Origin of the sequence: Silicimonas algicola (genome assembly GCF_003148765.1) — a bacterium.
Lineage (GTDB): Bacteria > Pseudomonadota > Alphaproteobacteria > Rhodobacterales > Rhodobacteraceae > Silicimonas > Silicimonas algicola.
Genome location: NZ_QGGV01000002.1, coordinates 541,545 through 564,975 on the forward strand (window position 1 = coordinate 541,545; position 23,431 = coordinate 564,975).

24 protein-coding genes are annotated in these 23,431 nt (G+C 68.1%); 8 read left to right on the forward strand and 16 right to left on the reverse strand.

Translation table 11 applies throughout. The features are described from left to right. Nucleotides 1-22: 22 nt before the first annotated feature. Genes lpxD through C8D95_RS07030 form a run of 3 tightly spaced genes read left to right on the forward strand, consistent with a single transcriptional unit; the run spans nucleotide 23 to nucleotide 2,622 of the window. A complete protein-coding gene (gene lpxD, locus C8D95_RS07020) occupies nucleotides 23-1,114 on the forward strand; it encodes a UDP-3-O-(3-hydroxymyristoyl)glucosamine N-acyltransferase (protein ID WP_109758439.1) in 1,092 nt (363 codons plus the stop codon). 32 nt (nucleotides 1,115-1,146) lie between these two features. Then, the gene (locus tag C8D95_RS07025) at nucleotides 1,147-1,413 is read left to right on the forward strand and encodes an acyl carrier protein (protein WP_109758440.1); all 267 of its coding nucleotides are present in this window, start codon (nucleotides 1,147-1,149) and stop codon (nucleotides 1,411-1,413) included. Then, nucleotides 1,414-2,622 (forward strand): beta-ketoacyl-[acyl-carrier-protein] synthase family protein, encoded by a 1,209-nt coding sequence (locus C8D95_RS07030; RefSeq protein WP_109758441.1) that lies wholly within the window; start codon nucleotides 1,414-1,416, stop codon nucleotides 2,620-2,622. A gap of 4 nt (nucleotides 2,623-2,626) precedes the next feature. Here the strand turns inward: C8D95_RS07030 and C8D95_RS07035 are convergent, their stop codons facing one another. From C8D95_RS07035 to mazG, 9 genes are all read right to left on the reverse strand, one after another. After that, nucleotides 2,627-3,619 carry a zinc transporter ZntB gene (locus C8D95_RS07035; protein ID WP_241239653.1) on the reverse strand — a complete coding sequence of 331 codons (993 nt, stop codon included), beginning with the start codon at nucleotides 3,617-3,619 and terminating at the stop codon, nucleotides 2,627-2,629. Next, complete coding sequence (locus tag C8D95_RS07040) at nucleotides 3,609-4,469, reverse strand: PhzF family phenazine biosynthesis protein (protein WP_109758443.1); 861 nt, start codon at nucleotides 4,467-4,469, stop codon at nucleotides 3,609-3,611. The genes C8D95_RS07035 and C8D95_RS07040 overlap by 11 nt, the downstream gene beginning before the upstream one ends. Before the next feature lie 4 nt (nucleotides 4,470-4,473). Next, on the reverse strand, nucleotides 4,474-5,745 hold the full coding sequence (locus C8D95_RS07045; RefSeq protein ID WP_109758444.1) for a cation:proton antiporter: 1,272 nt from the start codon (nucleotides 5,743-5,745) through the stop codon (nucleotides 4,474-4,476). Between the two features lie 43 nt (nucleotides 5,746-5,788). Continuing rightward, nucleotides 5,789-7,216 carry a protein adenylyltransferase SelO gene (locus C8D95_RS07050; RefSeq protein WP_109758445.1) on the reverse strand — a complete coding sequence of 476 codons (1,428 nt, stop codon included), beginning with the start codon at nucleotides 7,214-7,216 and terminating at the stop codon, nucleotides 5,789-5,791. A 103-nt stretch (nucleotides 7,217-7,319) separates the two neighbouring features. Next, complete coding sequence (locus C8D95_RS07055) at nucleotides 7,320-7,763, reverse strand: GNAT family N-acetyltransferase (protein ID WP_109758446.1); 444 nt, start codon at nucleotides 7,761-7,763, stop codon at nucleotides 7,320-7,322. Further along, on the reverse strand, nucleotides 7,760-8,704 hold the full coding sequence (locus C8D95_RS07060; protein ID WP_109758447.1) for a nucleoside hydrolase: 945 nt from the start codon (nucleotides 8,702-8,704) through the stop codon (nucleotides 7,760-7,762). The genes C8D95_RS07055 and C8D95_RS07060 overlap by 4 nt, the downstream gene beginning before the upstream one ends. A gap of 100 nt (nucleotides 8,705-8,804) precedes the next feature. Next, nucleotides 8,805-9,818 carry a Fe(3+) ABC transporter substrate-binding protein gene (locus tag C8D95_RS07065; protein ID WP_109758448.1) on the reverse strand — a complete coding sequence of 338 codons (1,014 nt, stop codon included), beginning with the start codon at nucleotides 9,816-9,818 and terminating at the stop codon, nucleotides 8,805-8,807. Between the two features lie 56 nt (nucleotides 9,819-9,874). Next, nucleotides 9,875-10,402, reverse strand: coding sequence for an RNA 2',3'-cyclic phosphodiesterase (gene thpR, locus C8D95_RS07070; protein WP_164721672.1), 528 nt, complete (start codon nucleotides 10,400-10,402; stop codon nucleotides 9,875-9,877). Further along, on the reverse strand, nucleotides 10,399-11,214 hold the full coding sequence (gene mazG, locus C8D95_RS07075; protein ID WP_109758450.1) for a nucleoside triphosphate pyrophosphohydrolase: 816 nt from the start codon (nucleotides 11,212-11,214) through the stop codon (nucleotides 10,399-10,401). Before mazG ends, thpR begins: the two co-directional genes overlap by 4 nt. Before the next feature lie 75 nt (nucleotides 11,215-11,289). On the opposite strand from mazG, the gene speB reads away from it, so the two are divergent. Both speB and C8D95_RS07085 read left to right on the forward strand, forming a co-directional pair. Further along, the gene (gene speB / locus C8D95_RS07080; RefSeq protein ID WP_109758451.1) at nucleotides 11,290-12,267 is read left to right on the forward strand and encodes an agmatinase; all 978 of its coding nucleotides are present in this window, start codon (nucleotides 11,290-11,292) and stop codon (nucleotides 12,265-12,267) included. 77 nt (nucleotides 12,268-12,344) lie between these two features. After that, nucleotides 12,345-12,794 carry a DUF1499 domain-containing protein gene (locus C8D95_RS07085; RefSeq protein WP_109758549.1) on the forward strand — a complete coding sequence of 150 codons (450 nt, stop codon included), beginning with the start codon at nucleotides 12,345-12,347 and terminating at the stop codon, nucleotides 12,792-12,794. Here C8D95_RS07085 and C8D95_RS07090 read toward each other — a convergent pair. Further along, nucleotides 12,720-13,028, reverse strand: coding sequence for a hypothetical protein (locus C8D95_RS07090; RefSeq protein ID WP_428842848.1), 309 nt, complete (start codon nucleotides 13,026-13,028; stop codon nucleotides 12,720-12,722). The two genes, C8D95_RS07085 and C8D95_RS07090, sit on opposite strands and share 75 nt — an antisense overlap. A 77-nt stretch (nucleotides 13,029-13,105) precedes the next feature. Here C8D95_RS07090 and prfA point away from each other — a divergent pair, with 77 nt between their 5' ends. From prfA to C8D95_RS07105, 3 genes are all read left to right on the forward strand, one after another. Continuing rightward, the gene (prfA, locus tag C8D95_RS07095; RefSeq protein WP_109758453.1) at nucleotides 13,106-14,161 is read left to right on the forward strand and encodes a peptide chain release factor 1; all 1,056 of its coding nucleotides are present in this window, start codon (nucleotides 13,106-13,108) and stop codon (nucleotides 14,159-14,161) included. Beyond that, complete coding sequence (gene prmC / locus C8D95_RS07100; RefSeq protein WP_109758454.1) at nucleotides 14,158-15,015, forward strand: peptide chain release factor N(5)-glutamine methyltransferase; 858 nt, start codon at nucleotides 14,158-14,160, stop codon at nucleotides 15,013-15,015. The genes prfA and prmC overlap by 4 nt, the downstream gene beginning before the upstream one ends. Nucleotides 15,016-15,228: 213 nt before the next feature. Continuing rightward, complete coding sequence (locus C8D95_RS07105) at nucleotides 15,229-15,969, forward strand: DUF4167 domain-containing protein (protein ID WP_109758455.1); 741 nt, start codon at nucleotides 15,229-15,231, stop codon at nucleotides 15,967-15,969. Nucleotides 15,970-15,972: 3 nt separating this feature from the next. On the opposite strand, the gene rsmA is transcribed toward C8D95_RS07105, so the two are convergent. The 6 genes from rsmA to lptF are packed head-to-tail and all read right to left on the reverse strand — an operon-like array spanning nucleotide 15,973 to nucleotide 23,339. After that, nucleotides 15,973-16,809: a 16S rRNA (adenine(1518)-N(6)/adenine(1519)-N(6))-dimethyltransferase RsmA gene (rsmA, locus tag C8D95_RS07110; protein WP_109758456.1), complete on the reverse strand. Its 837-nt coding sequence runs from the start codon at nucleotides 16,807-16,809 to the stop codon at nucleotides 15,973-15,975. Continuing rightward, nucleotides 16,806-17,795, reverse strand: a complete 990-nt coding sequence (gene pdxA / locus C8D95_RS07115; RefSeq protein ID WP_109758457.1) for a 4-hydroxythreonine-4-phosphate dehydrogenase PdxA — start codon at nucleotides 17,793-17,795, stop codon at nucleotides 16,806-16,808. The genes rsmA and pdxA overlap by 4 nt, the downstream gene beginning before the upstream one ends. Before the next feature lie 13 nt (nucleotides 17,796-17,808). Continuing rightward, entirely contained in the window at nucleotides 17,809-19,011 is a 1,203-nt protein-coding gene (locus C8D95_RS07120; protein ID WP_109758458.1) for a peptidylprolyl isomerase, read from the reverse strand. 4 nt (nucleotides 19,012-19,015) lie between these two features. Beyond that, the gene (locus C8D95_RS07125; protein WP_109758459.1) at nucleotides 19,016-21,124 is read right to left on the reverse strand and encodes an LPS-assembly protein LptD; all 2,109 of its coding nucleotides are present in this window, start codon (nucleotides 21,122-21,124) and stop codon (nucleotides 19,016-19,018) included. After that, on the reverse strand, nucleotides 21,121-22,218 hold the full coding sequence (gene lptG, locus C8D95_RS07130) for an LPS export ABC transporter permease LptG (RefSeq protein ID WP_109758460.1): 1,098 nt from the start codon (nucleotides 22,216-22,218) through the stop codon (nucleotides 21,121-21,123). Before lptG ends, C8D95_RS07125 begins: the two co-directional genes overlap by 4 nt. After that, entirely contained in the window at nucleotides 22,215-23,339 is a 1,125-nt protein-coding gene (gene lptF / locus C8D95_RS07135) for an LPS export ABC transporter permease LptF (RefSeq protein WP_109758461.1), read from the reverse strand. Before lptF ends, lptG begins: the two co-directional genes overlap by 4 nt. Between the last annotated feature and the right edge of the window lie 92 nt (nucleotides 23,340-23,431).

Below are 23,431 nucleotides of genomic sequence, written 5' to 3' on the forward strand. Positions count from 1 at the left end.
TGAGCCCTGAAAGGGGCCAAGGATGCGCTTTACCATCGGGGACATCGCGGCTGCACTCGGCGCCACCGCCTTCGGAGACGCCGAGCTTTCCGTGGCCGGCGCGGCGGAGCCGGCCTCTGCCGGACCGGACGATCTTGCCCTGGCGATGGACCCGAAATACGCCGAGGGCCTGTCGCAGGGCCGCGCGCGCGCCGCCATCGTCTGGGACGGCGCCGACTGGCAGGCGCTCGGGCTCGAGGCCGCCATCGTCGTGCCACGCCCGCGTTACGCCATGTCGGGCCTGACCCGTCTGATGGATCCGGGCCCCGAGATCGCGCCCGGCATCCACGCCAGCGCCGTCGTCGATCCAACGGCCGAGGTGGGCGAGGGCGCCGCCATCGGACCCTTCGTGGTCATCGGACCCCGGGCGCGGATAGGGGCAGGGGCGCGCATCGCCTCCCACGCCTCCATCGCCGAAGACGCCGTCATCGGCGATCACGCGCTGATCCATTCGGGCGTGCGCATCGGCGCGCGCGTCCGCATCGGGGCGCGTTTCATCGCGCAGCCTGGCGCGGTCGTGGGAGCCGACGGCTTCAGCTTCGTTACCCCCGAGAAGAGCCGCGTCGAGGAGGCGCGCCATGCCCGGGGCCAGGAGGTCGGCGCCAGGAACGCGGCCTGGACGCGCATCCATTCGCTCGGCACCGTCGAGATCGGCGACGACGTCGAGGTCGGCGCGAATTCGACCATCGACCGGGGTACGATCCGCGCCACGCGCGTCGGCGACCGCAGCAAGCTCGACAACCTCGTCCACCTTGGCCACAACGTCGTCGTGGGCGAGGACTGCCTGCTCTGCGGCCAGACCGGGATCGCCGGGTCGACGGTGATCGGCAACCGCGTCGTCCTCGGCGGACAGGTCGGCGTGACGGACAACATCTTCATCGGTGACGACGTGGTCGCGGGCGGTGGCACCAAGATCCTGTCGAAGACGCCGGCGGGCCGCGTCATCCTCGGCTATCCCGCGATGAAGATGGAGCAATACCTTGAGGCGAGCCGGAACTGGCGCCGTCTTCCACGGCTCTTCGAGGACGTGCGTGCGCTGAAGAATCCGGTTTCCTTGAGGGACGAGGACGACTAAACAGCGGCCTAACAGCCGCAAAGGGCACCGGGATGAGCGAGCACGTCAGGCAAAAGGTTGTCGGGATCGTCGCCGAGCAGGCGGTGCTGCAGCCGTCGGACATCAGGATGGACCAATCCCTCGAGGACCTTGGTATCGACAGCATGGCGCTCGTCGAGGCGATCTTCTCGATCGAGGAGGCTTTCGACATCCAGGTTCCCTTCAACGCGAACGAGCCCGACAAGTCCGAATTCGACATCTCGTCGGTCGGGGCCATCGTGGCCGCGGTCGAGCGTCTCGTGGCCGAGCAGTCGGGCTGAATGCGGCGCGTCGTCATCACCGGCGCGGGCACCATCAATCCGCTCGGCCATTCTGTCTCCGAAACCTTCGAGGCGTTCCGCGAGGGTCGCTGCGGGATCGGCGAGCTGGACATACGCGACGTCGACCGCCTGTCCATCCGTATCGGCGGCCAGGTCAAGGGGTATGACCCCGAGACGCGGTTCAACCGTCAGCAGCTTGCCCTCTACGACCGCTTCACCCAGTTCACGCTGATTGCCGGCGAAGAGGCGATCCGCCAGTCGGGGCTCGAGTTCTCCGGCCATCTCGCCGCCGAGGCGGGCGTCGTGCTCGGTACGTCGGGCGGGGGTCTCAACACTCAGGACGAGAACTACCGCGTCGTCTACGAGGAAGGGAAGAACCGCGTTCACCCCTTCGTCGTGCCGAAGCTGATGAACAACGCCGCTGCAAGCCATCTTTCGATGACCTTCAACCTGAAGGGCCCGTCCTTTACGGTCGCCACCGCCTGCGCGTCGTCGAACCATGCCATGGGTCAGGCCTTCTGGCTGATCCGGGGCGGGGCCGCGACGGTGATGATCACCGGCGGGTCGGAGTCCATGCTGTGCTTCGGCGGCGTGAAGGCCTGGGAGGGCCTGCGCGTCATGTCCAAGGACGCCTGCCGCCCGTTCAGCGCGAACCGCAACGGCATGGTCCAGGGCGAGGGCGCAGGTGTCTTCGTGTTCGAGGAATACGAGCACGCCAAGGCGAGGGGCGCCACGATCCTGGCTGAAGTCGTCGGCTTCTCGATGACCTCCGACGCCGAGGACATAGTGATGCCGTCCACACAGGGTGCGGCGCGCGCCATCCAGGGCGCGCTGAAGGATGCGGGCATCCCGGCAGAGAAGGTCGGCTACATCAACGCTCACGGCACCGGGACCGCAGCCAACGACAAGACCGAATGCGCCGCCGTGGCGCGGGTCTTCGGCCACCATGCAGACCGGGTGATGATCTCGTCCACGAAGTCGATGCACGGCCACCTGATCGGCGGCACCGGTGCGGTCGAGCTTCTGGCCTGCATCATGGCGCTGAAGGACGGGGTCATCGCGCCCACCATCGGCTATGAGGAGCCGGATCCGGAATGCGCGCTGGATGTGGTGCCGAACGTCGCGCGCGACGCGAAGGTCGACTATGTCCTGTCGAACGCCTTCGCCTTCGGCGGTTCGAACGCCGTGATCGCGCTGAAGCGCGCCTGACGGCTCAGCGACCGAACCCGGTCCGCCGGATCCACAGGTAGAGACCGCCCGCCAGCACCAGCATTCCCCCGCTCAACGCCCAGAAGGCCCAGGAACGATCGGCGAAGGGGATGCCCGCGACGTTCACGCCCAGAAGGCCCGTCACGAGTGTCAGCGGCAGGAAGATCACCGAGATCACGGCCAGAAGCAGCATCCGCCGGTTCAGATCCTCGGACCGGCGGTCGAGGATCTGCTCGTGGACGACCTGCGCCCGGTCGCGGATCGCGTCGAGGTCCTCGCCCAGTCGCACCACACGCTCGGTGGCCTCGCGCAGGCGGATGCGGTCGCGCTGCGTCAGCCAGGCCACGTCCTCGATCTGCATGGTCGAGAGCGCGTCCTTCTGGGGCACCATGAAGCGGCGCAGCAGGATGGCGGCGCGCCGGATGCGCGACAGCTCGGGTCTCAGGTTGTCGGTCTGGGGCTCGTCGACGGCCTCCTCCAGCGCGTCGATGTCCTCGTTCAGCGACGCCACCGACGGCTCGGCCCTGTCGGCGAGCCTCAGCGCCAGCTTGGAGGCGAAATCGCCGGGCGAGACCGGCCCCTGGCCCCGCTCGATGGCGTCGAGCACGTCCTGCATCGCCAGAAGCGGTCTGAGCCACACTCCGACGACGCGGGCCGCCGTCAGCCACAGGCGGACCGAGACCATGTCCTCGGGTTCTTCGGAGGGGTCGAGGTTCACGCCGCGCAGGTTGAGAAGGATGCCCTCGCCGTGGACCGTGCAGCGGGGCCGCGTCTCTTCGGCCGTCAGCGCCGCTAGCACCTCGGGGTCGAGCCCGAGACCGGAGAGGATCGCAGGCGTCGCCTCGGCGTCGCGGCGCAGGTGGACCCAGTGAAAGCCCGCGCCTTCGGTCGCCGACAGCGGAGGTTCGGCATGGCCGCTTCCCCTTCCGTCGAGGTGGAGCGAGATCAGGTCGGGCAGGGTGGGCTTCAACGGATCGGGCATGACGTCAGACAGCAATCCGCCCCTCCATGACGCGCACCGCGCGGCCCGAGACGGCGACTTCGACTGGCGCGCCGCCTTCGACCGTCACCTCGGTCAGGATCAGGCTCGGGCGCCCCATCTCGACACCCTGGACGATCTCGAAGTGCTGCGAGCGGCCGTCGAGCCTGCCGAGATAGGCCGTCAGCGCGGCGGCGGCGCTTCCGGTCGCCGGGTCCTCCATGACGCCGCCGAGGGGAGCGAACATCCGGGCGCGGATCGACGGGCCGTCGCGAAGGTAGACGAGCAGACCAAGCCGCTCCGCCTCCTCGCCCGCCGCGCGCCGGAACGCGTCGAGGTCCGGATAGGCGGCGACCAGATCGGCGTCCCCGCCCAACTCGGCGAGAAGAAACGGCAGCCCCACGCCCGCCACCTCGGGCGGGTGGCGGTCGATGCGCACGGACGTCTGCGCCAGACCCACCATACCCGCGACTGCCGCGGCGTTGGGTCCGGGCGAGGTCGACAGCGGCACGCGCGTCGTGAAGCGCGCCACGCCGTCGCGGACGGTCACCGGGATCGGACCCACGCCAAGCTCGAGCACCATGTCGTCGCCCGCCCGTCCGGCCTCGTGCAGCGCAAGGGCCGTGCCGACGGTCGGGTGGCCGGCGAAGGGCAGCTCCATCGTCGGCGTGAAGATGCGGACCTTCGCGTCGCGCGCCGGATCCTCGGGCGGCAGGACGAACGTCGTCTCGGAATAGCCGAACTCGCGCGCGACGGTCTGGAACATCGCCTCGGGCACCTTTGTAGCGTCGATGACGACGGCCAGGGGATTGCCGCCGAAGCGGCGGTCGGTGAAGACGTCGTAGGTGACGAAGGGCGCTTCGGTCATGGGCTCACACGAGGTCCGGTTCGCGCCCGACCCGGTTCGCGACGCTCGTGACGGTCAGGCCCTGGATGATGATCGAGAAGACGACGACCATGTAGGTCGAGGTGAGGATGAGGGGTTTCCACTCGCTGTCCGGCAGCGACAGGGCCAACGCCACCGAGATCCCGCCCTTGAGCCCGCCCCAGGTCATGATGCGGACGGTTCCGGTCGAGAAGCCCCGGAAGGGCTTGAGAAGGAAGACCGGGACGGCCACAGCCGCCAGCCGCGCGCCAAGGGCGAGGATGATCGCGGCGAGGCCGGTCTGGAACGCGGGCCAGTCGAAGGTGACGGCGAAGACCTCGACGCCGATCAGCATGAAAAGAACCGCGTTCAGGATCTCGTCGATCAGTTTCCAGAAGGCGTCGACGTACTTTCGCGTCTCCTCGCTCATGCCTTTCGACGAACCGACGTCGCCGATGAGAAGTCCAGCGCAGACCGCCATGATCGGCGCCGAGACATGCAGGAAGACGGCCAGCTGGTAGCCGCCGAAGGCAAGCGCCAGCGTCAGCAGCACCTCGAGCGAATAGTCGTCGATCCGCCGCATGAGCCGGAACGTCAGGTAGCCGAGTACGAGACCGAGCGCCGCTCCGCCCGCCGCTTCCTGGAAGAACAGTTCGGCCGCCCCCCGGATGACCGAGCCTTCGGGTCCGTGCGCCTCGCTGCCGTGCGAGCCTGCGACCGGAAAGGCGATGCCGACGAGGACAAGAAAGACGACGTAGCCCACGCCATCGTTGAAAAGGCTCTCGCCCGCGATCTTGGTCTCGAGCGTCTTCGGCAGCGACGCCTCCCGCAGGACGCCGAGGACGGCAACCGGGTCGGTCGGCGAGATGAGAGCGCCGAAGACCAGCGCCACGAGGAAGGGCATGCCCGTCAGCCAGGAAAACCCCGCGCCGACGATCAGCGTCGAAATCCCGACGCCCATGGTCGCCATCAGCGCGACCACCTTCCACTCGGCCCGCAGGTCGCTCAGCTTGACGTGAAGCGCGCCGGCGAACAGCAGAAGCCCCAGCATTCCCTCGAGCAGCGCGTCCGAAAAGTCGATCCCGCCGACGAGACGACGGACCTCGTCGTCCACCGTGAATCCCTGCACCAGGACGTCGAGCAGAAGGATGACAAGAGACGCCGCAAGCGAGACGACGAGGATGCCGATGGATGAGGGAAGACGCAGGAACAGATAGTTCACCGCGCCGAAAAGGGCCGCGAGGACGATGAGAAGGGACGTGAGCTGCAACAGGTCCATGCCCCCCCAATAGCACAGGGGAGAGGACCTGCCAGCGAAACGATCAGGTGCCGCAGAAGGTGCGGGGCACGACTTCCTCTTCCGTCGGGGCGCGCGCGAGGTCGGCGTCGTCCGGATCGGGATCGAAGGGACGGGCGAGCGCGCGATTGAGCCGCTCGAAGGGGCCGATGTCTCCGGCGACGCCGGCGCGGATGGCCTCCTCGATCCGGTGCGTGCGCGGGATCAGCGCCGGATTCGCCTGCCGCATCGCAGGGGCACGATCCTCCGGCGTGGTTCCCTCGCGCGCAAGCCGGGTGCGCCAGTCGCGCTCCCAGACGTCGAACGCGGCGGGGTCGAGAACTTCATCCCGGGCCAGAGGCGTGCCGAGCGCGCGGAAGGCATTGGTGAAATCCGCGCGTCCCGTGGCCATCAGGTCGAGAAGACCGTGGATCAGCGCGCCGTCTTCCTCGTCGTCTCCATCGCCCAACCCGATCTTGGCCCGGAACAGCCGCAGCCATTCGGCCTGGAACACCGGCGCGAAGCCGTCGAGCGCCCCTTGCGCCGCGCCCACGTCGTCGATGAGCGGCATCAGCGCCTGACCCAGTTGCGCGAGGTTCCACAGCGCCATCTCGGGCTGGCGGGCATAGGCATAGCGGCCCTGGCTGTCGATGGACGAGAAGACCCGCAACGGGTGATAGGTGTCGACGAAGGCGCAGGGGCCATAGTCGATGGTCTCGCCCGAGAGGGTCATGTTGTCGGTGTTCATCACGCCGTGGATGAAGCCGAGCGACAGCCAGCACGCGATCAGCCGGGCCTGACGCTCGACGACGCCCTGAAAGAGATCGAGCGCGCCGTCCGCTCCGGGATAATGCCGCGCGATGGCATGCGCGACGAGCGCCTCGAGACCCTCGCGGTCGTCCTTCGCGGCGAAGTACTGGACGGTGCCGACCCGCAGGTGGCTCGACGCCACGCGGGTCAGGACCGCGCCCGGAAGCGGCGCTTCGCGCATGACCGCCTCGCCGGTCAGCACGGCCGCCAGCGCGCGTGTCGTCGGCACGCCGAGCGCGGCCATCGCTTCGGACACGACGTATTCGCGCATCACCGGCCCGAGCCACGCCCGTCCGTCGCCCCGCCGGCTGAAGCGCGTCGGGCCGGATCCCTTCAGCTGGATGTCGAAGCGTGCGCCATCGGGCGCCACCACCTCGCCCAGAAGGATCGCGCGCCCGTCGCCCAGTTGCGGCACGAAGCCGCCGAACTGGTGCCCCGCATAGGCCTGCGCGATCGGCTCGGCGCCGTCGGGAACCGAATTGCCCGCCAGCGCCTGAAGACCCTCGATCGAGGCCAGCGCATCGGCGTCGAGGCCGAGTCGCGCGGCCAGCGGACGGTTCAGGGCAACAAGGACCGGGGCGGCGACAGGCGTCGGCGCGAGGCGTTCGTAGAACCGCTCGGGCAGCCGCGCATAGGAGTTGTCAAAGGGCAGATCGAGGCTCATGCCCCCTATCTAGGGAGCCTCGGTCGAGATTCCCACGCCCTTCATCTTGCGCGAAGTACGCCGGGGGTGAACTGGCCGCAGGCCAGGAGGGGGCAGCGCCCCCTTACGCCACCCAGGTCATCAGCGCGAAGGGACGGCGGCGAAAGCCCGCGCGCCGGTAAAGCCGCTCGGCCCGGTTGCCTTCGGCCATCTCGAGGTGCAGGGCCTTCACGCCCGCGTCGGCAAGCGCTCTCTGGAGTGCCGTCAGCGCCTCGGCCCCCATGCCTCGCCCACGCACCTTCTCGCGAATCCAGAGCTCGTCGACGAAGCCGTCCATGCCGCCCAGCTCGATCGACCACCCGAAGGACGCCGCAACATAGCCCACCGGCGACATGCGCGGTCCGATCAGCCAGACCGCCCCGTGCGGCGAGCCTTCGAGAAGGGGCAGGAGTGCGGCCGTGCGGTGCGCCGCATCGACGTCTATGCCCTCCTCGGCGTGATAGGCCTCGACCATGACGAGCAGGCGCTCCAGGTCGTCCGGTCCGGCAAGATGCAGGATCTGGCTCATGCGTAGCGTCCCAGGCGATCGACGATCAGCTCGTAGAAGCCGTCGCGGTCGATCGTTCCCATGAACATGGCGTTGGCGGGCCGGTTGGTGACGCCCCACCAGTCGGCGACGGTCATGCCCCGCGTCAGCGGGGAGGCGACTTCGATCTCGACGTTGATGTGGCGGCCCTCGAACAGGTCCGGGCGGATGAGGTAGGCGACGGTGCAGGGGTCGTGCAGCGGCGCGCCCTCCGAGCCGTATTTCTTCATGTCGAACCGCTCGAAGAAGTCGGTCCAGGCGGCGACCATGCGCCCGACCTCGGTGCCCATGTCGCGGAAGCGCTGGACGATGGCCTCGCTGGTCAGCGCCTTGTGCGTCACGTCGAGCGGCATGACCGTCAAGGGAACGCCGGAATTGAACACGATCTCGGCCGCTTCCGGATCGACGTAGATGTTGAACTCGGCCGCAGGCGTGATGTTGCCGACCTCGAAGTAGGCGCCGCCCATCAGCACGATCTCCTGCACGCGCTCGACGATGTCGGGCGCGGCGACGAAGGCGGCGGCGATGTTGGTGAGCGGCCCGATCGGCACCAGCGTCACGGTTCCTTCGGGTTCGGCCCGCAGCGTCTCGACGATGAAGTCCACACCGTCCTTGTCCTGAAGCGGCATCGTCGGTTCGGGCAGGGGCGGACCGTCGAGACCCGTCTTGCCGTGGACATGCTCGGCGGTGACGAGGATGCGATCGAGCGGCGCGTCGCGGCCCGCGAAGACAGGGACGTCGGGCCGGCCCGCCAGTTCGCAGACGATCCGCGCGTTCTTCTGCGTCAGCGCCAGGGGCACGTTGCCCGCAACGGCGACGACGCCGAGAACCTCGATTTCCTCGGGCGAGGCAAGGGCCAGCAGAATCGCCACGGCGTCGTCCTGGCCGGGGTCGGTATCGATGATGATCTTGCGCGGAGCCATGGGGTCGTCCTCTTTCGGCGGGGACATTGGCCCGCGCAAAACCGGAAGACAAGACGGGCGGCCCCGATGGACCGCCCGTCCGCCTGCTGCTCGAAGAGTGTCAGTTGCCCGCGTCGAAATCCACGCGTTCGACCAGTTGCAAGGCCTCGGCGCGGTGCGCCGCGATCTCGGTCAGCTCAAGGTCGTCGGGCGTGAATTCGCCCCAGGACGCCACGCGTTCGCTCGTCATCGCATCGGGGCGGGCGGGATATTCGTCGACCTCGGCGGCATAGATCGCCTGCGCCTCGGGAGAGACGAGGAATTCCATGAACTTCAGCGCCGCATCGCGGTTCGGGGCCGAAGCGGTCATCGCCACGCCCGAGAGGTTGACGTGCGTGCCGCCGCCGTTCTCGAAGGTGGGGAAGTCGATCCGGACCGAGTTGGCCCATTCGACCTGCTCAGGGTCATCGAGCATTGCTCCCATGTAGTAGGTGTTGCCGAGAGAGATGTCGCACTGGCCGGCCCAGATCGCCTTGACCTGCGCGCGGTCGTTGCCTTCCGGCTTCTGCGCGAGGTTGGCCTTCACGCCCTGAAGCCATTCCTCGGTCGCCTCGACGCCGTTGTGGGCGATCATCGCGCCGATGAGGCCGAGGTTATAGTCGTGGGTGCCGGGGCGGGTGCAGATGCGGCCCTTCCACTTGGGGTCGGCGAGATCCTCGTAGGTCGTCACCTCGCCCTCGGCCACGCGCTCTTTCGAGGCATAGACGATGCGGGCGCGGGTGGTGAGGCCGTACCAATGCCCCTCGTCGTCGCGAAGGTTGGCGGGGACGGCGGCCTTGAGCGCCTCGTCATCCACGGCCTGAGTGACGCCAGCGTCCTTGGCGGCGGCGAGACGCGAGATGTCCACGGTCATGATGATGTCGGCCGGCGAACGAGCGCCCTCGGCCTGAAGCCGCTCGACGAGACCCTTGTCGATATAGGCGACGTTCGTGGTGATGCCTGTCTCTTCGGTGAAGGCATCGAGGATCGGCTGGATCAGCTCGGGCTGGCGGTAGGAGTAGATATTGACCTCTTCCGCGATGGCGGTGGTGGCCAGAAGACTGCCGGCGAGGGCAAGGGTGACGGTGCGAATCATGACGCGGACCTTTTTCGTTTTCGATGGTCCGCTTTAATCCGACTATTTTTGTCAGGTCAATGGTCCGGGGCACCGGGAAGAGGGTAGGTCGCAAGCGCATCGTACTCCGCGCCGTGCTTTTTCAGCGTCGTGCGGAACAGCGAAAAGCTGAGAGCCGATGCCTCCGGGACGGCGGTCCACGGCGGCAACGTCGGGTCGATACAGTCGCGGACCACGGTGACGTGGGGGCGAAACCGCCGGCGTTCCAGCGCGATATCGACTCGGCGCGCGGCACGTTCGACGGCTTCTTGGAGCTGAAGCAGCCCCTTCTCCGGCTCGACCGTCGCCACGAGGTGCCGCGACAACTTGAAGCCCGCGAGGACATCGAGGCCTGTCAGGTGAACTGTGACGGGGGGCGGGCGCAGGACTTCCAGCGCTTCGGCCAGATCCTCCAGCCTTCGCGTTTCCTGCGTCCCGAGGAAGACGAGCGTCAGATGCAGGTTCTCCTCCGGCACCTTCCGCCCCGAGATCGCGACCCGCGCCGCCGCCCGGCAGGCGGGCAGCAGGGAGTCGGGCAGCGGGATCGCCACGAAGGCGCGGATCACGTCGATTTCTCCTCGCGCTTCACCTCCGTCCAAAGCGCGTCCATCTCGTCGAGCGTTGCCTGCGCCGGTGAGGAACCCTGCGCCGCCAGACGATCCTCGACGCGCGCGAAGCGGCGCTCGACCTTGGCATTCGTCCGCCGAAGTGCGGCTTCCGGGTCGATGTCCCAGTGCCGGGCGAGGTTCACGAGGACGAAGAGGATGTCGCCGAACTCGTCCTCGACCGCGTCGCGCGACAGTGACCTTGCCTCGTCGAGCTCGCGCAGCTCCTCGGCCAGCTTCTCCAGCACCGGCCCGGTGTCGCCCCAGTCGAACCCGACGCGCGCCAGCCGCTTCTGAAGCTTCAGCGCCCTCAGAAGGGCCGGCAGACCTTTCGCCACCCCGTCGAGCGTCCGTTTCTCGCCCGAGCCTTCACGTTCGCGCGCCTTCTGCGCCTCCCAGTCCCGGGTCTGCTGCTCGGCCGACTTGTCGCGGCTTTCGGACCCGAAGACATGCGGGTGGCGGTCGATCATCTTTGCCGTCACGCGCCGCGCGATGGTCTCCACGTCGAAGTGACCCGCCTCGGCGCCCATCTGGCCGTGGTAGACGACCTGCAACAGAAGGTCGCCCAGTTCTCCCTCGAGCTCGTCCCAGGCTTCGCGTTCGATGGCGTCGGCGACCTCGTGGGCCTCCTCGATGGTGTAGGGGGCGATGCTGAGGAAGTCCTGCTCGATGTCCCAGGGACAGCCGGCGTCGGGATCGCGCAGGCGGCGCATCACCTCGATCAGGCGCGGCAAGCCGTCGGGCACCCCGAAGATCGGATCGCTTTCGCTCATCTTGCCCCCTTTGCCTCTGCCGTTCGGGCGACTAGGTTCCACGCCGAACCGCGGAAGTCTACCGGAGGGAACGGGATGGCACTGGAAGACGCAAGCCGCGAGGCGGACCGGGCGCTCTCGGGCAAGGCCACGGGCCTGGCCTACGAGAATCCCTTCGCGGGCGCGGTGTCGTTCCTGCGGCGCTCCTTCACGAAGGATGCGACGGGCGCTGACCTTGCCGTGTCGGGCATCCCCTTCGACCAGGCGGTGACGCACCGTCCCGGCGCGCGCTTCGGCCCCCGCGCGATCCGCGAGGCTTCGACCATGATGGCGGGCGATCCGCCCTATGGCTGGGGATATTCTCCCCTCGACGAGGTTCATGTCGTCGACGCGGGCGACATGCCCTTCGACTACGCCCGCGCCTCCGAGGTGCCGAGCCGGATAGAGGCGCATGTCGCGGCGCTGATCAAACAGGCAAAGGGCGCCATCCTTCTGGGCGGCGACCACTCGACGACCTTGCCGTCCCTGCGCGCGCACGCGGCGAAGCACGGACCCGTGGCGCTGGTGCAGGTCGACGCTCACCCAGACACCTGGACCGACGACGCGCCCGAGCGGGTGGATCACGGCACCATCGTCTACAAGGCGATCCGGGAAGGGCTGATCGACCCTGCACGCTCGGCGCAGATCGGCACGCGGGTCGAGGTCGAGGACGAGGCGGCCCTCGGCCTCCACCGGATCGACGCCCGCGCGGTTCATGCGCGCGGGGCCGAGGAGGTGGCCAATGAGGTGCGCAAGATCGTGGGCAAGGGGCCGGTCTACCTCTCCTTCGACATCGACGGCCTTGACCCCGCCTTTGCACCCGGCACCGGCACGCCGGTCTGGGGCGGTCTGACCACGGCGCAGGCGGGCCTGTTCCTGCGGCACCTCGCGGGTATCGACCTGATCGGCGGCGACGTGGTCGAGGTTTCTCCGCCCTACGACCACGCGAACATCACCGCGATGGCGGGGGCGCACATCGCCTACGACCTGATCGCGCTCTGGGGCTGGACACGGAGGACGGTCGCCACAGGTTGACGGTCTGGAAACGGCCTGCCGCCAGGGCAGGACGATTTCCTTGACGCTGTCAGGCGGACAAAGCGAGGCGGATGCCGATGAAGACCATTCTCCTGTTGCTCCTGATCCTGTTCGCCCTGGCGCTTCTGTGGGTCCGCCTGGCCCCGATCAACGGAGACGAGTGGCACCTCGACCCCGCCGACGCGGACCCGCCCCGCGGCGCGGGCGTCAGGCTGATCGGCCCCGAGGCGCCGCGCTTCCCCGGCATGCCGGACGGGGTTCTGGGCGCGTTTGCGGACATCGCCTTGTCCGATCCCCGCACCCGTCTGCTCGACGGCAGCCTGGACGAGGGCATGATGACCTTCGTCGCCCGTTCGCGCGTCTTCGGTTTTCCCGACCTCGTCACGGTCAAGGCGACCGCCGAGGGCGACAGGACGAAGCTGTCGATCATCTCGCGCGCGAAGTACGGGCGTTCAGATACCGGTGTGAATGCGGCCCGTGTCGACCGCTGGCTCCACGAGATGCGGCTTCGACTGGGGGAGGGATGAGCTGAGGCAGCCTTCGCTGACCTCGCGCCACATCGGCACGTTCAGAGACATCTGGCATTGCGCCATGAACGCGCGCCCGTTCACGAAGAGGCAGATCGTCTCGCCCAGCTCGACGCGGCTGCCCTGGGTGTCGGTGCAGTAGCAGTCGATCTTCTTGCCGCCGGGTCCGATGACGTCGGCGTGCGAAGGCAGGGCCAGGACGGCCAGGAGTAGGGCGGCCGGTCTCATGGCCATGATCCTATCACGCGCGTGGCGATTCCCGAAAGGCCCGCGACTTGACGCCGCCCGGCATTCGGAGGACAGGAAGCCGCATGGTTCCTCTCGATACCCTCGACCAGATCCGGCAACGGTTCCAGTACCTGGAGGCGAAGATGTCGGGCGGCGCGGCCCCTGACCAGATCGCGACGCTGGCCAAGGAATACTCCGACCTCAAGCCGGTGGTGGCCGAGATCGAAGGCTACCGCGCAATGCTGACCCACCGCGACGAGGCCGAGGCGATGCTGTCGGATCCCGAGCTCAGGGGGCTGGCCGAGGACGAATTGCAGTCGCTGAAGGAGGCGATCGTCAAGGCCGAAAGCAAGCTGCGGCTTGCCCTGCTTCCGAAGGACGCCGCCGACGCCCGTCCCGCCATCGTCGAGATCCGCCCCGGTACGGGCGGTGACGAGGCGGCGCTTTTCGCCGGCGACCTTCTGCGCATGTACCAGCGCTATGCCGAGGCGCGGGGCTGGAAATTCAGCGTGATCGAATTGTCCGAGACCGAGCTTGGCGGCGTGAAGGAGGCGGTCGTCAACATCGCGGGCGATAACGTCTTCGCGCGGCTCAAGTTCGAAAGCGGCGTCCACCGCGTGCAGCGCGTGCCCGAGACGGAATCGGGCGGGCGCATCCACACCTCGGCCGCGACGGTCGCGGTTCTGCCCGAGGCCGAGGAGGTCGACATCGACATCCCCGCAACCGACATCCGCATCGACACCATGCGCGCGTCGGGGGCCGGGGGTCAGCACGTCAACACGACGGATTCTGCGGTCCGCATCACGCACCTGCCCACGGGCATCATGGTGACCTCTTCCGAGAAATCGCAGCACCAGAACCGCGCCATCGCGATGGCCCACCTTCGCGCCAAGCTCTTCGACATGAAGCGCCAGGCGGCCGACGACGAACGCGCCGCCGCCCGCAAGAGCCAGGTCGGATCGGGCGATCGGTCCGAGCGGATCCGCACCTACAACTTTCCGCAGGGGCGCATGACCGACCACCGGATCGGGCTGACGCTCTATCGGCTGAACGAGATCCTGGGCGGCGATCTCGACGAGGTGATCGACTCCCTGACCGAGGCCGACCAGGCCGAGCGACTGGCGGAAGCGGGGCTGTGAGCGACGACGGCACGGTGGCGGAGGCGCTGGCGAAGGCCACGCGCAGCCTCAAGGCGTCCGGCATCCCCGATCCAGCCCGCGACGCGCGCTGGCTCATGGCAGATGCGCTTGGCGTCGAGACATCTGGCGTCGCGGTCAGGCTTCGCGATCCGCTGCCGCCCGACGCGGGCGAGACGTTCTCGTCGCATGTCGCTGCCCGCATGGCGCGCGAGCCTGTATCGCGGATCGTCGGCGGTCGGCTGTTCTACGGCCGCTGGATCGCGAACTCGCCCTTCGTCCTCGACCCCCGGCCCGAGACCGAGCTTCTGATCGACCTCGCCCTGTCCGAACCGTTTGCCAAGATCCTGGACCTCGGAACAGGTTCTGGATGCATCGCCCTGACGCTTCTCGCCGAGCGTCCCGGCGCCGTCGCCGTCGCCACTGACATCTCTCCCGACGCGCTCGAGACCGCCGCGATCAATGCGGTCTCCTGGACCGTGGCCGACCGGGTGCAGTTCGAGGTCTCGGACTGGTTCGAGGCTGTGGAGGGCACCTTCGACCTCATCGTCTCGAACCCGCCCTATATTCATCCCGACGAACTGCCCGCCCTAGCGCCCGAAGTCTCGCGCTTCGACCCCGAGATCGCGCTGACGGACAACCTCGACGGGCTGTCCGCCTATCGCCGGATCGCGGCCCGGGCGCCCGGGCATCTGAAGCCCGACGGGCGGCTCATGGTCGAGATCGGACCGACGCAGGGTGAGGCGGTCGCGCAAATGTTCCGGAATGCGGGTCTTGAAAACATCAGCATCACACCCGACCTCGATGGCAGGGATCGGGTCGTGTCCGCCCGCAAGAGCGATGCGCCGGACCCGTGACACTTGTGCGAAATGCCGCCGCAAAGCCGGCAGAATGCCGCAAAAACCTCTTGCCCTGAGGCGATCCTGTGTCTAGACCCATTGCGTGCGGGCGGCGGAGCACAGGCTGGCTCCCCCGAACATCTGCCAAATCATTTCACGGACCAGAGCTCCGATGCGGGGCAAATTTCGGACAGGTCCGTAGCAACCAGACCAGAGGCTGGACCACACCTTATGAGATCTTCCAAGTCACGATCGCGGTCGAAGTCGAACCGTAACAACCGTTCCGTCGGCAACGTCGTCAACCGGGTCTTCGACAGCTCCGGGCCCGAGGGCAAGGTGCGCGGCACGCCGCAGCAGATCATCGACAAGTACAATCAGCTCGCCCGCGACGCGCAGCTCGGAAACGACCGTGTCGCGACCGAGAACTTCCAGCAGCACGCCGAGCACTACACCCGGATGCTGGCCGAGGCGCTGCAAGAGCAGAACGAACGTCAGGGTCACAACCAGCAGGGCGGCCAGAACCAGCAGGGGCAGGGCGGCCAGAACCGGAACGACGACCGCAGGGATGACAGCTTCGACGGCCAGCAGGACGGCGGCAACGACAACCGTGGCGAGCGCAACGACAACCGAGGCGACCGCAACGACAACCGTGGCGACCGCAACGACAACCGCGGCGACCGCAATCAGGACCGGGGCGACCGGCAGGAGCGTCAGGACCGCCCTGAACGTCAGCCCGAGCGTGCCGAGCAGAAGCAGGAACGCCAGGAGCGCCAGCCCGAGCGTGCCGAGCAGAAACCCGAGCGCGAGCCGGAGCGTCAGCCCGACGTGATCGACCTGTCGTCCGAGGGCGATGACACGAACCTGGTCGAGACGCCGGAAAGCCGTCCCCGGCCCCGCCGCACCCGTCGCAAAGCCGCGACCGAAAATCAGGACGCCGGCACCGACACGCCTCAGCCCGACGCGGCCGAATAGAGTCTAGCCTAGACTGCGCGCCAGGGCGCAGAACCGCTCCAGATCCACCGTCTCGGCCCGGTCCGTGGGGTCGATTCCCGCGGCTCTCAGACGATCCTCGATGTCGGGCGCAAGGCTCTTGAGGCTTGCCCGCAGCATCTTGCGGCGCTGGTTGAAGCCCGCCGCCACGACACGTTCCAGCACCTTGGGATCGGCCTCGAACCGGGGCGTGGCCCGCGCCACCAGGTTCACGACCGCCGAGCGCACCTTGGGCGGCGGCGTGAAGGCTTCGGGCGGCAGCTCCATCACGATTTTCGCGTCGCACCGCCACTGCGCCAGCAGGGCCAGCCGGCCATAGGCCTTGGAGCCCGGCACCGCCACGATCCGTTCGGCCACCTCGCGTTGAAACATCAGCGTCAGGCTCTGCCAGACGGGAGGCCAGACGGAGGGCGTCAGCCAGCGCACCAGAAGCTCGGTGCCCACGTTGTAGGGCAGGTTCGCCACGATCTTGATGGGCGGCGTCAGATGCGCCGAGACGTCCAGTCCAAGCGCGTCGGCGTTCACGACCGAAAGTCTGCCCGGATAGGCCTCGGCGATCTCGGCCAGCGCGGGAAGGCAGCGCGGATCCTTCTCGACCGCCAGCACATGGCGCGCGCCTTCGGCCAGAAGCCCGCGCGTCAGCCCGCCCGGCCCGGGCCCGACCTCCAGCACGTCGCATTGCGTCAGGTCGCCCGCGGCGCGCGCGATCTTGGCGGTCAGGTTCAGGTCGAGAAGGAAGTTCTGGCCAAGCGCCTTCTTCGCCGAAAGACCGTGCCGGGCGATGACCTCGCGCAGCGGCGGCAACCCGTCGATGGCGCTCACGCCCCGCCGCCCGAGGCGCGCGTCGCCGCGATGCGGGCAGCCAGTCGGATCGCCGCGATCATCGAAGCCGGGTTGGCGATGCCTTGCCCCGCGATGTCGAACGCCGTGCCGTGGTCGGGCGAGGTCCGTACGAAGGGCAGGCCGAGCGTCACGTTGACGCCCCGGTCGAAGGCCAGCGTCTTGATCGGGATCAGCGCCTGGTCGTGGTACATGCAGACCGCCGCGTCATAGCGCGCCCGCGCCTCGGCATGGAACATCGTGTCGGCGGGCAGGGGGCCTGCGACCGCCATCCCCTCCGCCCGAAGATCCTCGCACAGGGGACCGATCCAGCGCATCTCCTCCGCTCCCAAGAGGCCACCTTCCCCGGCGTGCGGGTTCAGCCCGGCTACGGCGATGCGCGGCGCGGCGAGGCCGAAATCGCGGACAAGGCCCTTCGCCGTGATCCGGATGACGCTTTCCAGAAGCTCGGGCGTAAGCGCGCCCGGCACCGCGGAGAGCGGAATGTGGATCGTGGCGGGCACGACGCGCAGTTCGTCGGATGCCAGCATCATCACCGCCTGTGCGCCCCCCGCGAGATCGGCGAGAAACTCGGTATGTCCGGGAAAGCCGAAGCCCGCGTGATCGGCCAGAACCTTTTTCGAGATCGGCGCAGTGCAGACCGCCGACGCCTCGCCGGACCGGGTCAGATCGACCGCGCGCCGGATCACCTCGACGACGCCCGGGGCGTTGGCGGGTGTCGGCCGTCCGGGCCGGGCCGGGTCGGGGAAGGCATGGGGCAGGACCGGCAGTCCGGTCGCGGCGGCGGCGGGTGCCTGAGACGGGTCGTCGATCACCGCAAGGGGCGTGCCGGATGGGAAATGCGCGGGATCGCCGATCACGAAGAAAGGCACGTCGGCGCCAAGCGCCCGCCACGCGCCGAGCGAGATTTCCGGCCCGATGCCCGAAGGATCGCCGCAGGTGACGGCGACGGGGGGAAGCCCTGTCACGGGTCGCCCGCGCCTATTGGAGGGTCGTGATGACGCTGCGCGCGCGCAGGTCGGCGAGGTAGTCCACGGCCTGAGCGGTCATCCGTGCATTCAGCAACTGCGTCCCGATGATCTCGAAGTCGACCGTGCTCTCCTGCCCCGACTTCCGCTCGCACAGCATCAGGACCGTCGCGTTGGCGCCCCGCACGACCGAGGTCGTCGCCTCGTTGACGTCGAGCGACGCGATGGCGCCGCGCACATCGGGGGGCAGCGCGCCCTGCGGCACCGTTTCGCGGATCAGCCGTTCAGGCGGAAGGCCCTCCGCCACGCCGTAGAGATCGTCGCAGGTGTCGACGCTGGCCTTGACCGCCTCGGCCGCCGCCCGGTCGGGTCCGGCGATGTAGAGCGCGTAGTCGACCGCAAGGTCGGACGGCGCGCCGGCCTGCACCCGTTCCAGGTCGCGCAGGCGGTAGAGCGCCACCGCATTCTCGATTTCGACCGGGCGGCTGGTCTGGCCGGGCGTCAGTCCCGCCACGATGCCGCGCACATCGTCGGGCAGGCTTTCGAGTGCGACCCAGGCCTGTTCGCCTCCGCGCGAGGCCGAGGGCGCGACCGAGAAGCGGCGCGCGGCGGCCGCGAAGTCGGCGTCGTCGTCGATCTGCGCCAACTCGGCGGCGCGCGTCCGCGAGGCGAAGGCCGTCTCGGGCGTGGTCGTGGGCAACAGAATCTCGGACAGCAGGACCCGCACACCGCCCTCGGTGCCGGTTCGGGCAAGGGTCTGGCTGATCTGATCGCGCGAGATCGAGTTTCGGGCCGCGCTGGCGAACCGGCCGCGGACATGGTCACGCCAGGCGATTCCCGCGGTCACGAAATCGCGGAACGTCTCTTCGCCGACGCCGTTCTGGCCGAGGGCTGTCACGAACTCCTCGGTCGTCAGGTTGGCGCGTCCCGCGAATTCGGCCAACGCCGCGTCGACAGCTTCGGGCGAGGTTTCTTCACCCGCCGCCCGCACCGCGTTCATCTGGACCGCCTCGTTGATGAGCTGTTCGCGCGCCAGCTCGTTCGGATCGCCAGGAGCGCGGAGGAGCGACAGGAAGCGCGCCCGCTGGTCAAGCTGCCAGCGCGTCACGACGGTGTCGTCGACCTGCACCACGGGAGAGAAGCGGCCCTGCGCCGCAGCCGGGGCGAAGGGCAGGACAAGGGCCAGCATCGCCAGAAGAACCAGACGTGGAAACAAGGGGCTATCCTCCGCAACTCTGCCGCGCCACACGCTCGGCGTCCGAGCCGCCGACACCCAGAAGCGAGACCCTGAACCCGAACTCGGTCGTCGGATCGACACTAGTCGAGCTGGCGTAGCGACGCGAGATGGAAAGCGCGAGGCGCGCGCATTCGTTGGTGTATTCGATGCCGAGACCCGCCCGGGCCGTTCGGTCGCCGGTGAAATCGTAGCGCCAGTCGGCGCTGGCGGTCCAGCGGTCGGTCAGGTCGTAGGCGCCCTCGAAGGTCCATTCCGACAGTCGGGCGTCGCGGCCCTCGGCCGGTTCGGGCGGGGCGAAGACATAGCTCGAGCCAAGCATGAAACGGTCGGTGTCCCAGTCGATGCGGCTTTCGGTCAGCGTCACCTCCGAGGTGTCGCTCAGAAGCGCACGCGACGCCAGCGTCAGCTCGTCGCCCACACCCAGATGCCCGGCGACCAGCCATTCCGAGCGGTCTCCCGACAGGCCGAGCGCGTTGCCATAGCCGAGGTCGCCGTCGAGGCTCGCCACGCGCCCGATGGCGAGGTCGACGCGCCAGCCGTTCGCGTCCCGCCGCCGCCATGTGGCGCCCGCCGCGACCCTCACGCCATCCTCGACGCCGTCGACGCCCGGATAGCGCGAGAACGAAAAGAGGTTGCCCTCGTCGAATTCGATGACGCGGCTGTCCTCGAGCGGGACCGAGGTTCCTCCGGTCTCCGAGACGTCGATGCGCACTATTGGCTCCAGCACTTCGGTCACGCCGCCGGCCATGCCGCGCGAGAGGGGCCAGCGCAATTCGGCCGCGGCGCGCGGCACGACCCGGGTCGCGGTCGTGGGATAGGTGCTGTCCTGCCCGATGGTGTAGGCGTCCGCGCGCAGGCCAAGCTCGGCGCGCGTGACGAGGCCGGGTCCGACGATCCAGTCCTTCGACCAGTCGATGCCCGCGCCGACACGCCCTACGTCGCGTCCGTCTCCATCGACCGATGACGGCCGGCGAAGGGATGCGCTGTTGACGTTGATGACGGTGCGGCCGCCGAACGACAGCGCCGGCACCTCGCGGCTGTAGGCCAGTTCGAGATACTGGTCCGGCAGCGTGTCGCGGATCGCGATCTCGCTGTCGCGCAGGGTGCGGTATTCGGTGAGAGAGGCGCCGAAGATGTCCTTCTCGCGCACGCGCGACAGCCGGATTTCGTTCGTCAGCCGGTCCTGGTCGGAATAGTCGTAGGTGAAGAGATAGCCGGGATCCGAGACGAATTCGACCTGCGCCTCCAGAAGAAAGCCCTTGGGCAGCCGGTGGCGCACATCGGCAAAGAGATAGCTGCGTGTCCCGTCGATATCGTCGTCCGTGAACGCGCCCAATGCCCTTATGTCGCCGCGCGAGGTCTCTTGCCGGTAACCGAACTCGAGAGTGGTGGTCGCCGACGACAGATAAGGCGTCACCGTCACGTCCGCATGCGGTCCGAGGACGACGAAGTAAGGCACCTTGATGCCGGCCGCTAGCTCGGACGAGGTCTTGAACTCGGGGATCAGCACCCCAGTCGCGCGGTCGAGCGAGGGATCGGGCAGACGCAGGCGCGGCAGATAGATGATCGGCACCCCCGCCACGCGGAATTGCGCGTTCTCGAAGTAGAGTTGCCGCTCGATCTGGTCGTGCGTCACACGCGCGGCGCGGATCTCCCACAGCGGCACCGGACGGTTGAAGCAGACCTCGCAGGACGAGGCCACGACGCGGTCGAGCCGGGTATAGCGATCGCCGACCCGCGCGATCTCGTTCGCCGCGATCTGAAGCTGCTGGTCCAGCACCATGCGCGCCGAGATCAGCACGCCGTTCCGTAGGTCGCGGTCGAGCTGGGCCTCGGACGCAAGGAATATCGTGCCACCGGGGTCGGTGACCCGGATCGGACCCGAAATGGTCAGCGTGTCGCCCGTGCGGTCATAGCTGACCTCACCGGCCGACAGGCGCACGCCCTCGAAGAAGACCTGCACGTTTCCGCTTGCGGTGACGCGGCCCGCCGGATCGACGTCGATCCGGTCGGCGACGAGGGACGCGAGGTCCTGCGCCGCCGCGCCGAACGGCAGCAACAGGAGACCGAGCAGGAAGGCGAAGCGGATCATCCGTCCTCCAGGTGCAGAAGAAGCCCGAGCGGCAGAAGAAGGGCGGCCACAGGCGGACCCCAGGCGGCGAGGATGACGGGGATCTGCCCGTTTTCGCCAAGGATCGCCGCGAAGTTGCGGATGAAATAGAGGCCGAACCCAAGCGCCAGTGCCATCAGAACCATCATCCCGGTCCGCCCCATGCGCGTGTGCCGCATCGTGAACCCCGCACCGACCAGGACCATCGCGGCGAGAAGGATCGGCAGGGCAAGCTCCATGTGGAAGAAGGTGCGGTGGACGCGGGCCGAGAAGCCAGCCGCTTCGAGCCTCCGGATAAAGCCCGGAAGCTCCCAGATCGGGACCGCGGACGGCGTGCCGAAGCTGTCCAGGATCTGGTTCCGGGTCAGGTTCGACGCCAGCGACATCCGCTCGCTCTCGAAGCTGTCGACCTCGGGTATGGCGGCCTCGGTGTCGAAGCGCCATTCCTTCGCGCCGGTGATCTGCCAGGCGCCGGGCTGAAGCTCGGCGCTTTCGGCCTCGATCCGGTAGGTCGGGCTGCCCTCGCGGTCGTAGCCGAGGAAGGTGACGCCGAACAGCTCGGTGCCGTCGAGGTTGGCGCGGTCGGCCCGGATCACCGTCTGGCCATCGCGCGATCCCTGCCGCAGCCACAGTCCCTTGTCGCTGACCGACAGCGTCGCGGCCTCGCCGGAGAGGCGCTGCGACAGGGTCTCGTACTGCTGCTGCGTGGCGGCGACGATCGGGTTGAAGACCGCGACGGCGAAGATGCCGATGAGGACGGACAGAAGAAGCGGCGCCATCAGGCTGACCAGCGCCGACCGCCCGGACGCGCGGGTGACGACCAGTTCGGACGACCTCGCGAGGCCGAGAAACAGCGCCAGAGTGGCGAGGATCATAAGCAGGGGCAGGATCCGATAGATCGAATCCGGCACGCTGAGAACCGACAGCACCAGAAGCGTGCCGAACCCCGCCTCGGACCCGCCGAAGCGTCGGACCTGCTCGATCAGCGCGATCAGAAGGAGGACGGCGAAGAAGATCGCGAGGACGCTCAGGAACGTCTTGAGGAAACGGCGGGCGAAATAGAAGTGCAGCGTCATGCCCGCACCCGCCTTAGCCGCAGTAGCGTCGGTCGCGCGGCCAGAAGGAGAAGGCCCCAGGCCATGAACAAGCCCAGCAAGGGCCCCGCATAGGCAAACGGCCACATCCTTTCGTCGCCCTGGACCGCGCCCTGACCGGCCTGCGTGACCATCTGCACGATGATCAGCGCGAAGATCGCGCCGAGGATCTGCCGCCGGACCCCAAAGCGCGAGAAGCCCCCGACAAGGAGGGCGGAGAACCCGATCAGGGGGGCCACGAGCCCGTTCAGTGCATTCGAGAACCGCTCGTGCGCCTCGGCGATCAGGGTCGCGCGGGACGAGCGCGTCAGCTCCTGCGTCTCGGGCGTGGCGGCGAGAAGTGCGAGCGTCGACAACTCGGCCGGCCGGCGCCGGTCGCCGCTGATCCCTTCGACGAGGCCCTCCAGGTCGAAGGCGAAGTCGTCGAAGCGCGTCACCGACAGCCGCCGCGACGCCTCGTCATAGACCTGCGCCATGCCGTCGATCATCACGAGGCTCGGCGCATCCTCGCCCCGGATCAGAAGCGCCTCGCGCGCCGTATAGGTCACGGTCCTCCCTTCGGTCCGCGAGTCCGACAGGAAGATGTTCGACAGCGACCCGAGGGGCGTGATCTCGCGGATATAGAAGGTCACGCCGTCCGCCGGGTGAAGGAAACGCCCTTCGGACAGAAGCCGGGCGGTCATATTCTCGGATATTTCGGCGGTCCGCTCGGTCAGCCGCGCCGTCGAGATAGGAACGAGAAGATGCGCCAGGATCGACGAAAGCACGAAGATGATGACGCCGAAGACGATCACCGGGCGCACCAGCCTCCAGGGCGAGAAGCCTGTGGCCTGCACGACGACAAGCTCGCTTTCGGTGATGAGCCGGTTGATGGCATAGACCGTGCCCGCGAAGGCCGCGATCGGCAGGACCACCCGGATCACGTTCGGCAGGGTCAGCGCGCTGAATTCGAGGAAGACCGCCGCCGACTGTCCATTCGCAATGAGCTGGTCGAACAGCACGACGGCGCGATTGACCCAGTACACCAGCACAAGGACAAGAGCGAAGAACCCGAACAGCATCAGGAGCTGCGCCAGGATGTATCTGTCGAATCGTCCGCCCATGCCGCCCGTTTGGTCTTCTTTGTTCGCGACCCTAGACGATCGCGGGGCCCTGGTAAAACCGCTAGACGCGGCATCGGCGCTGGTCAGCCCGG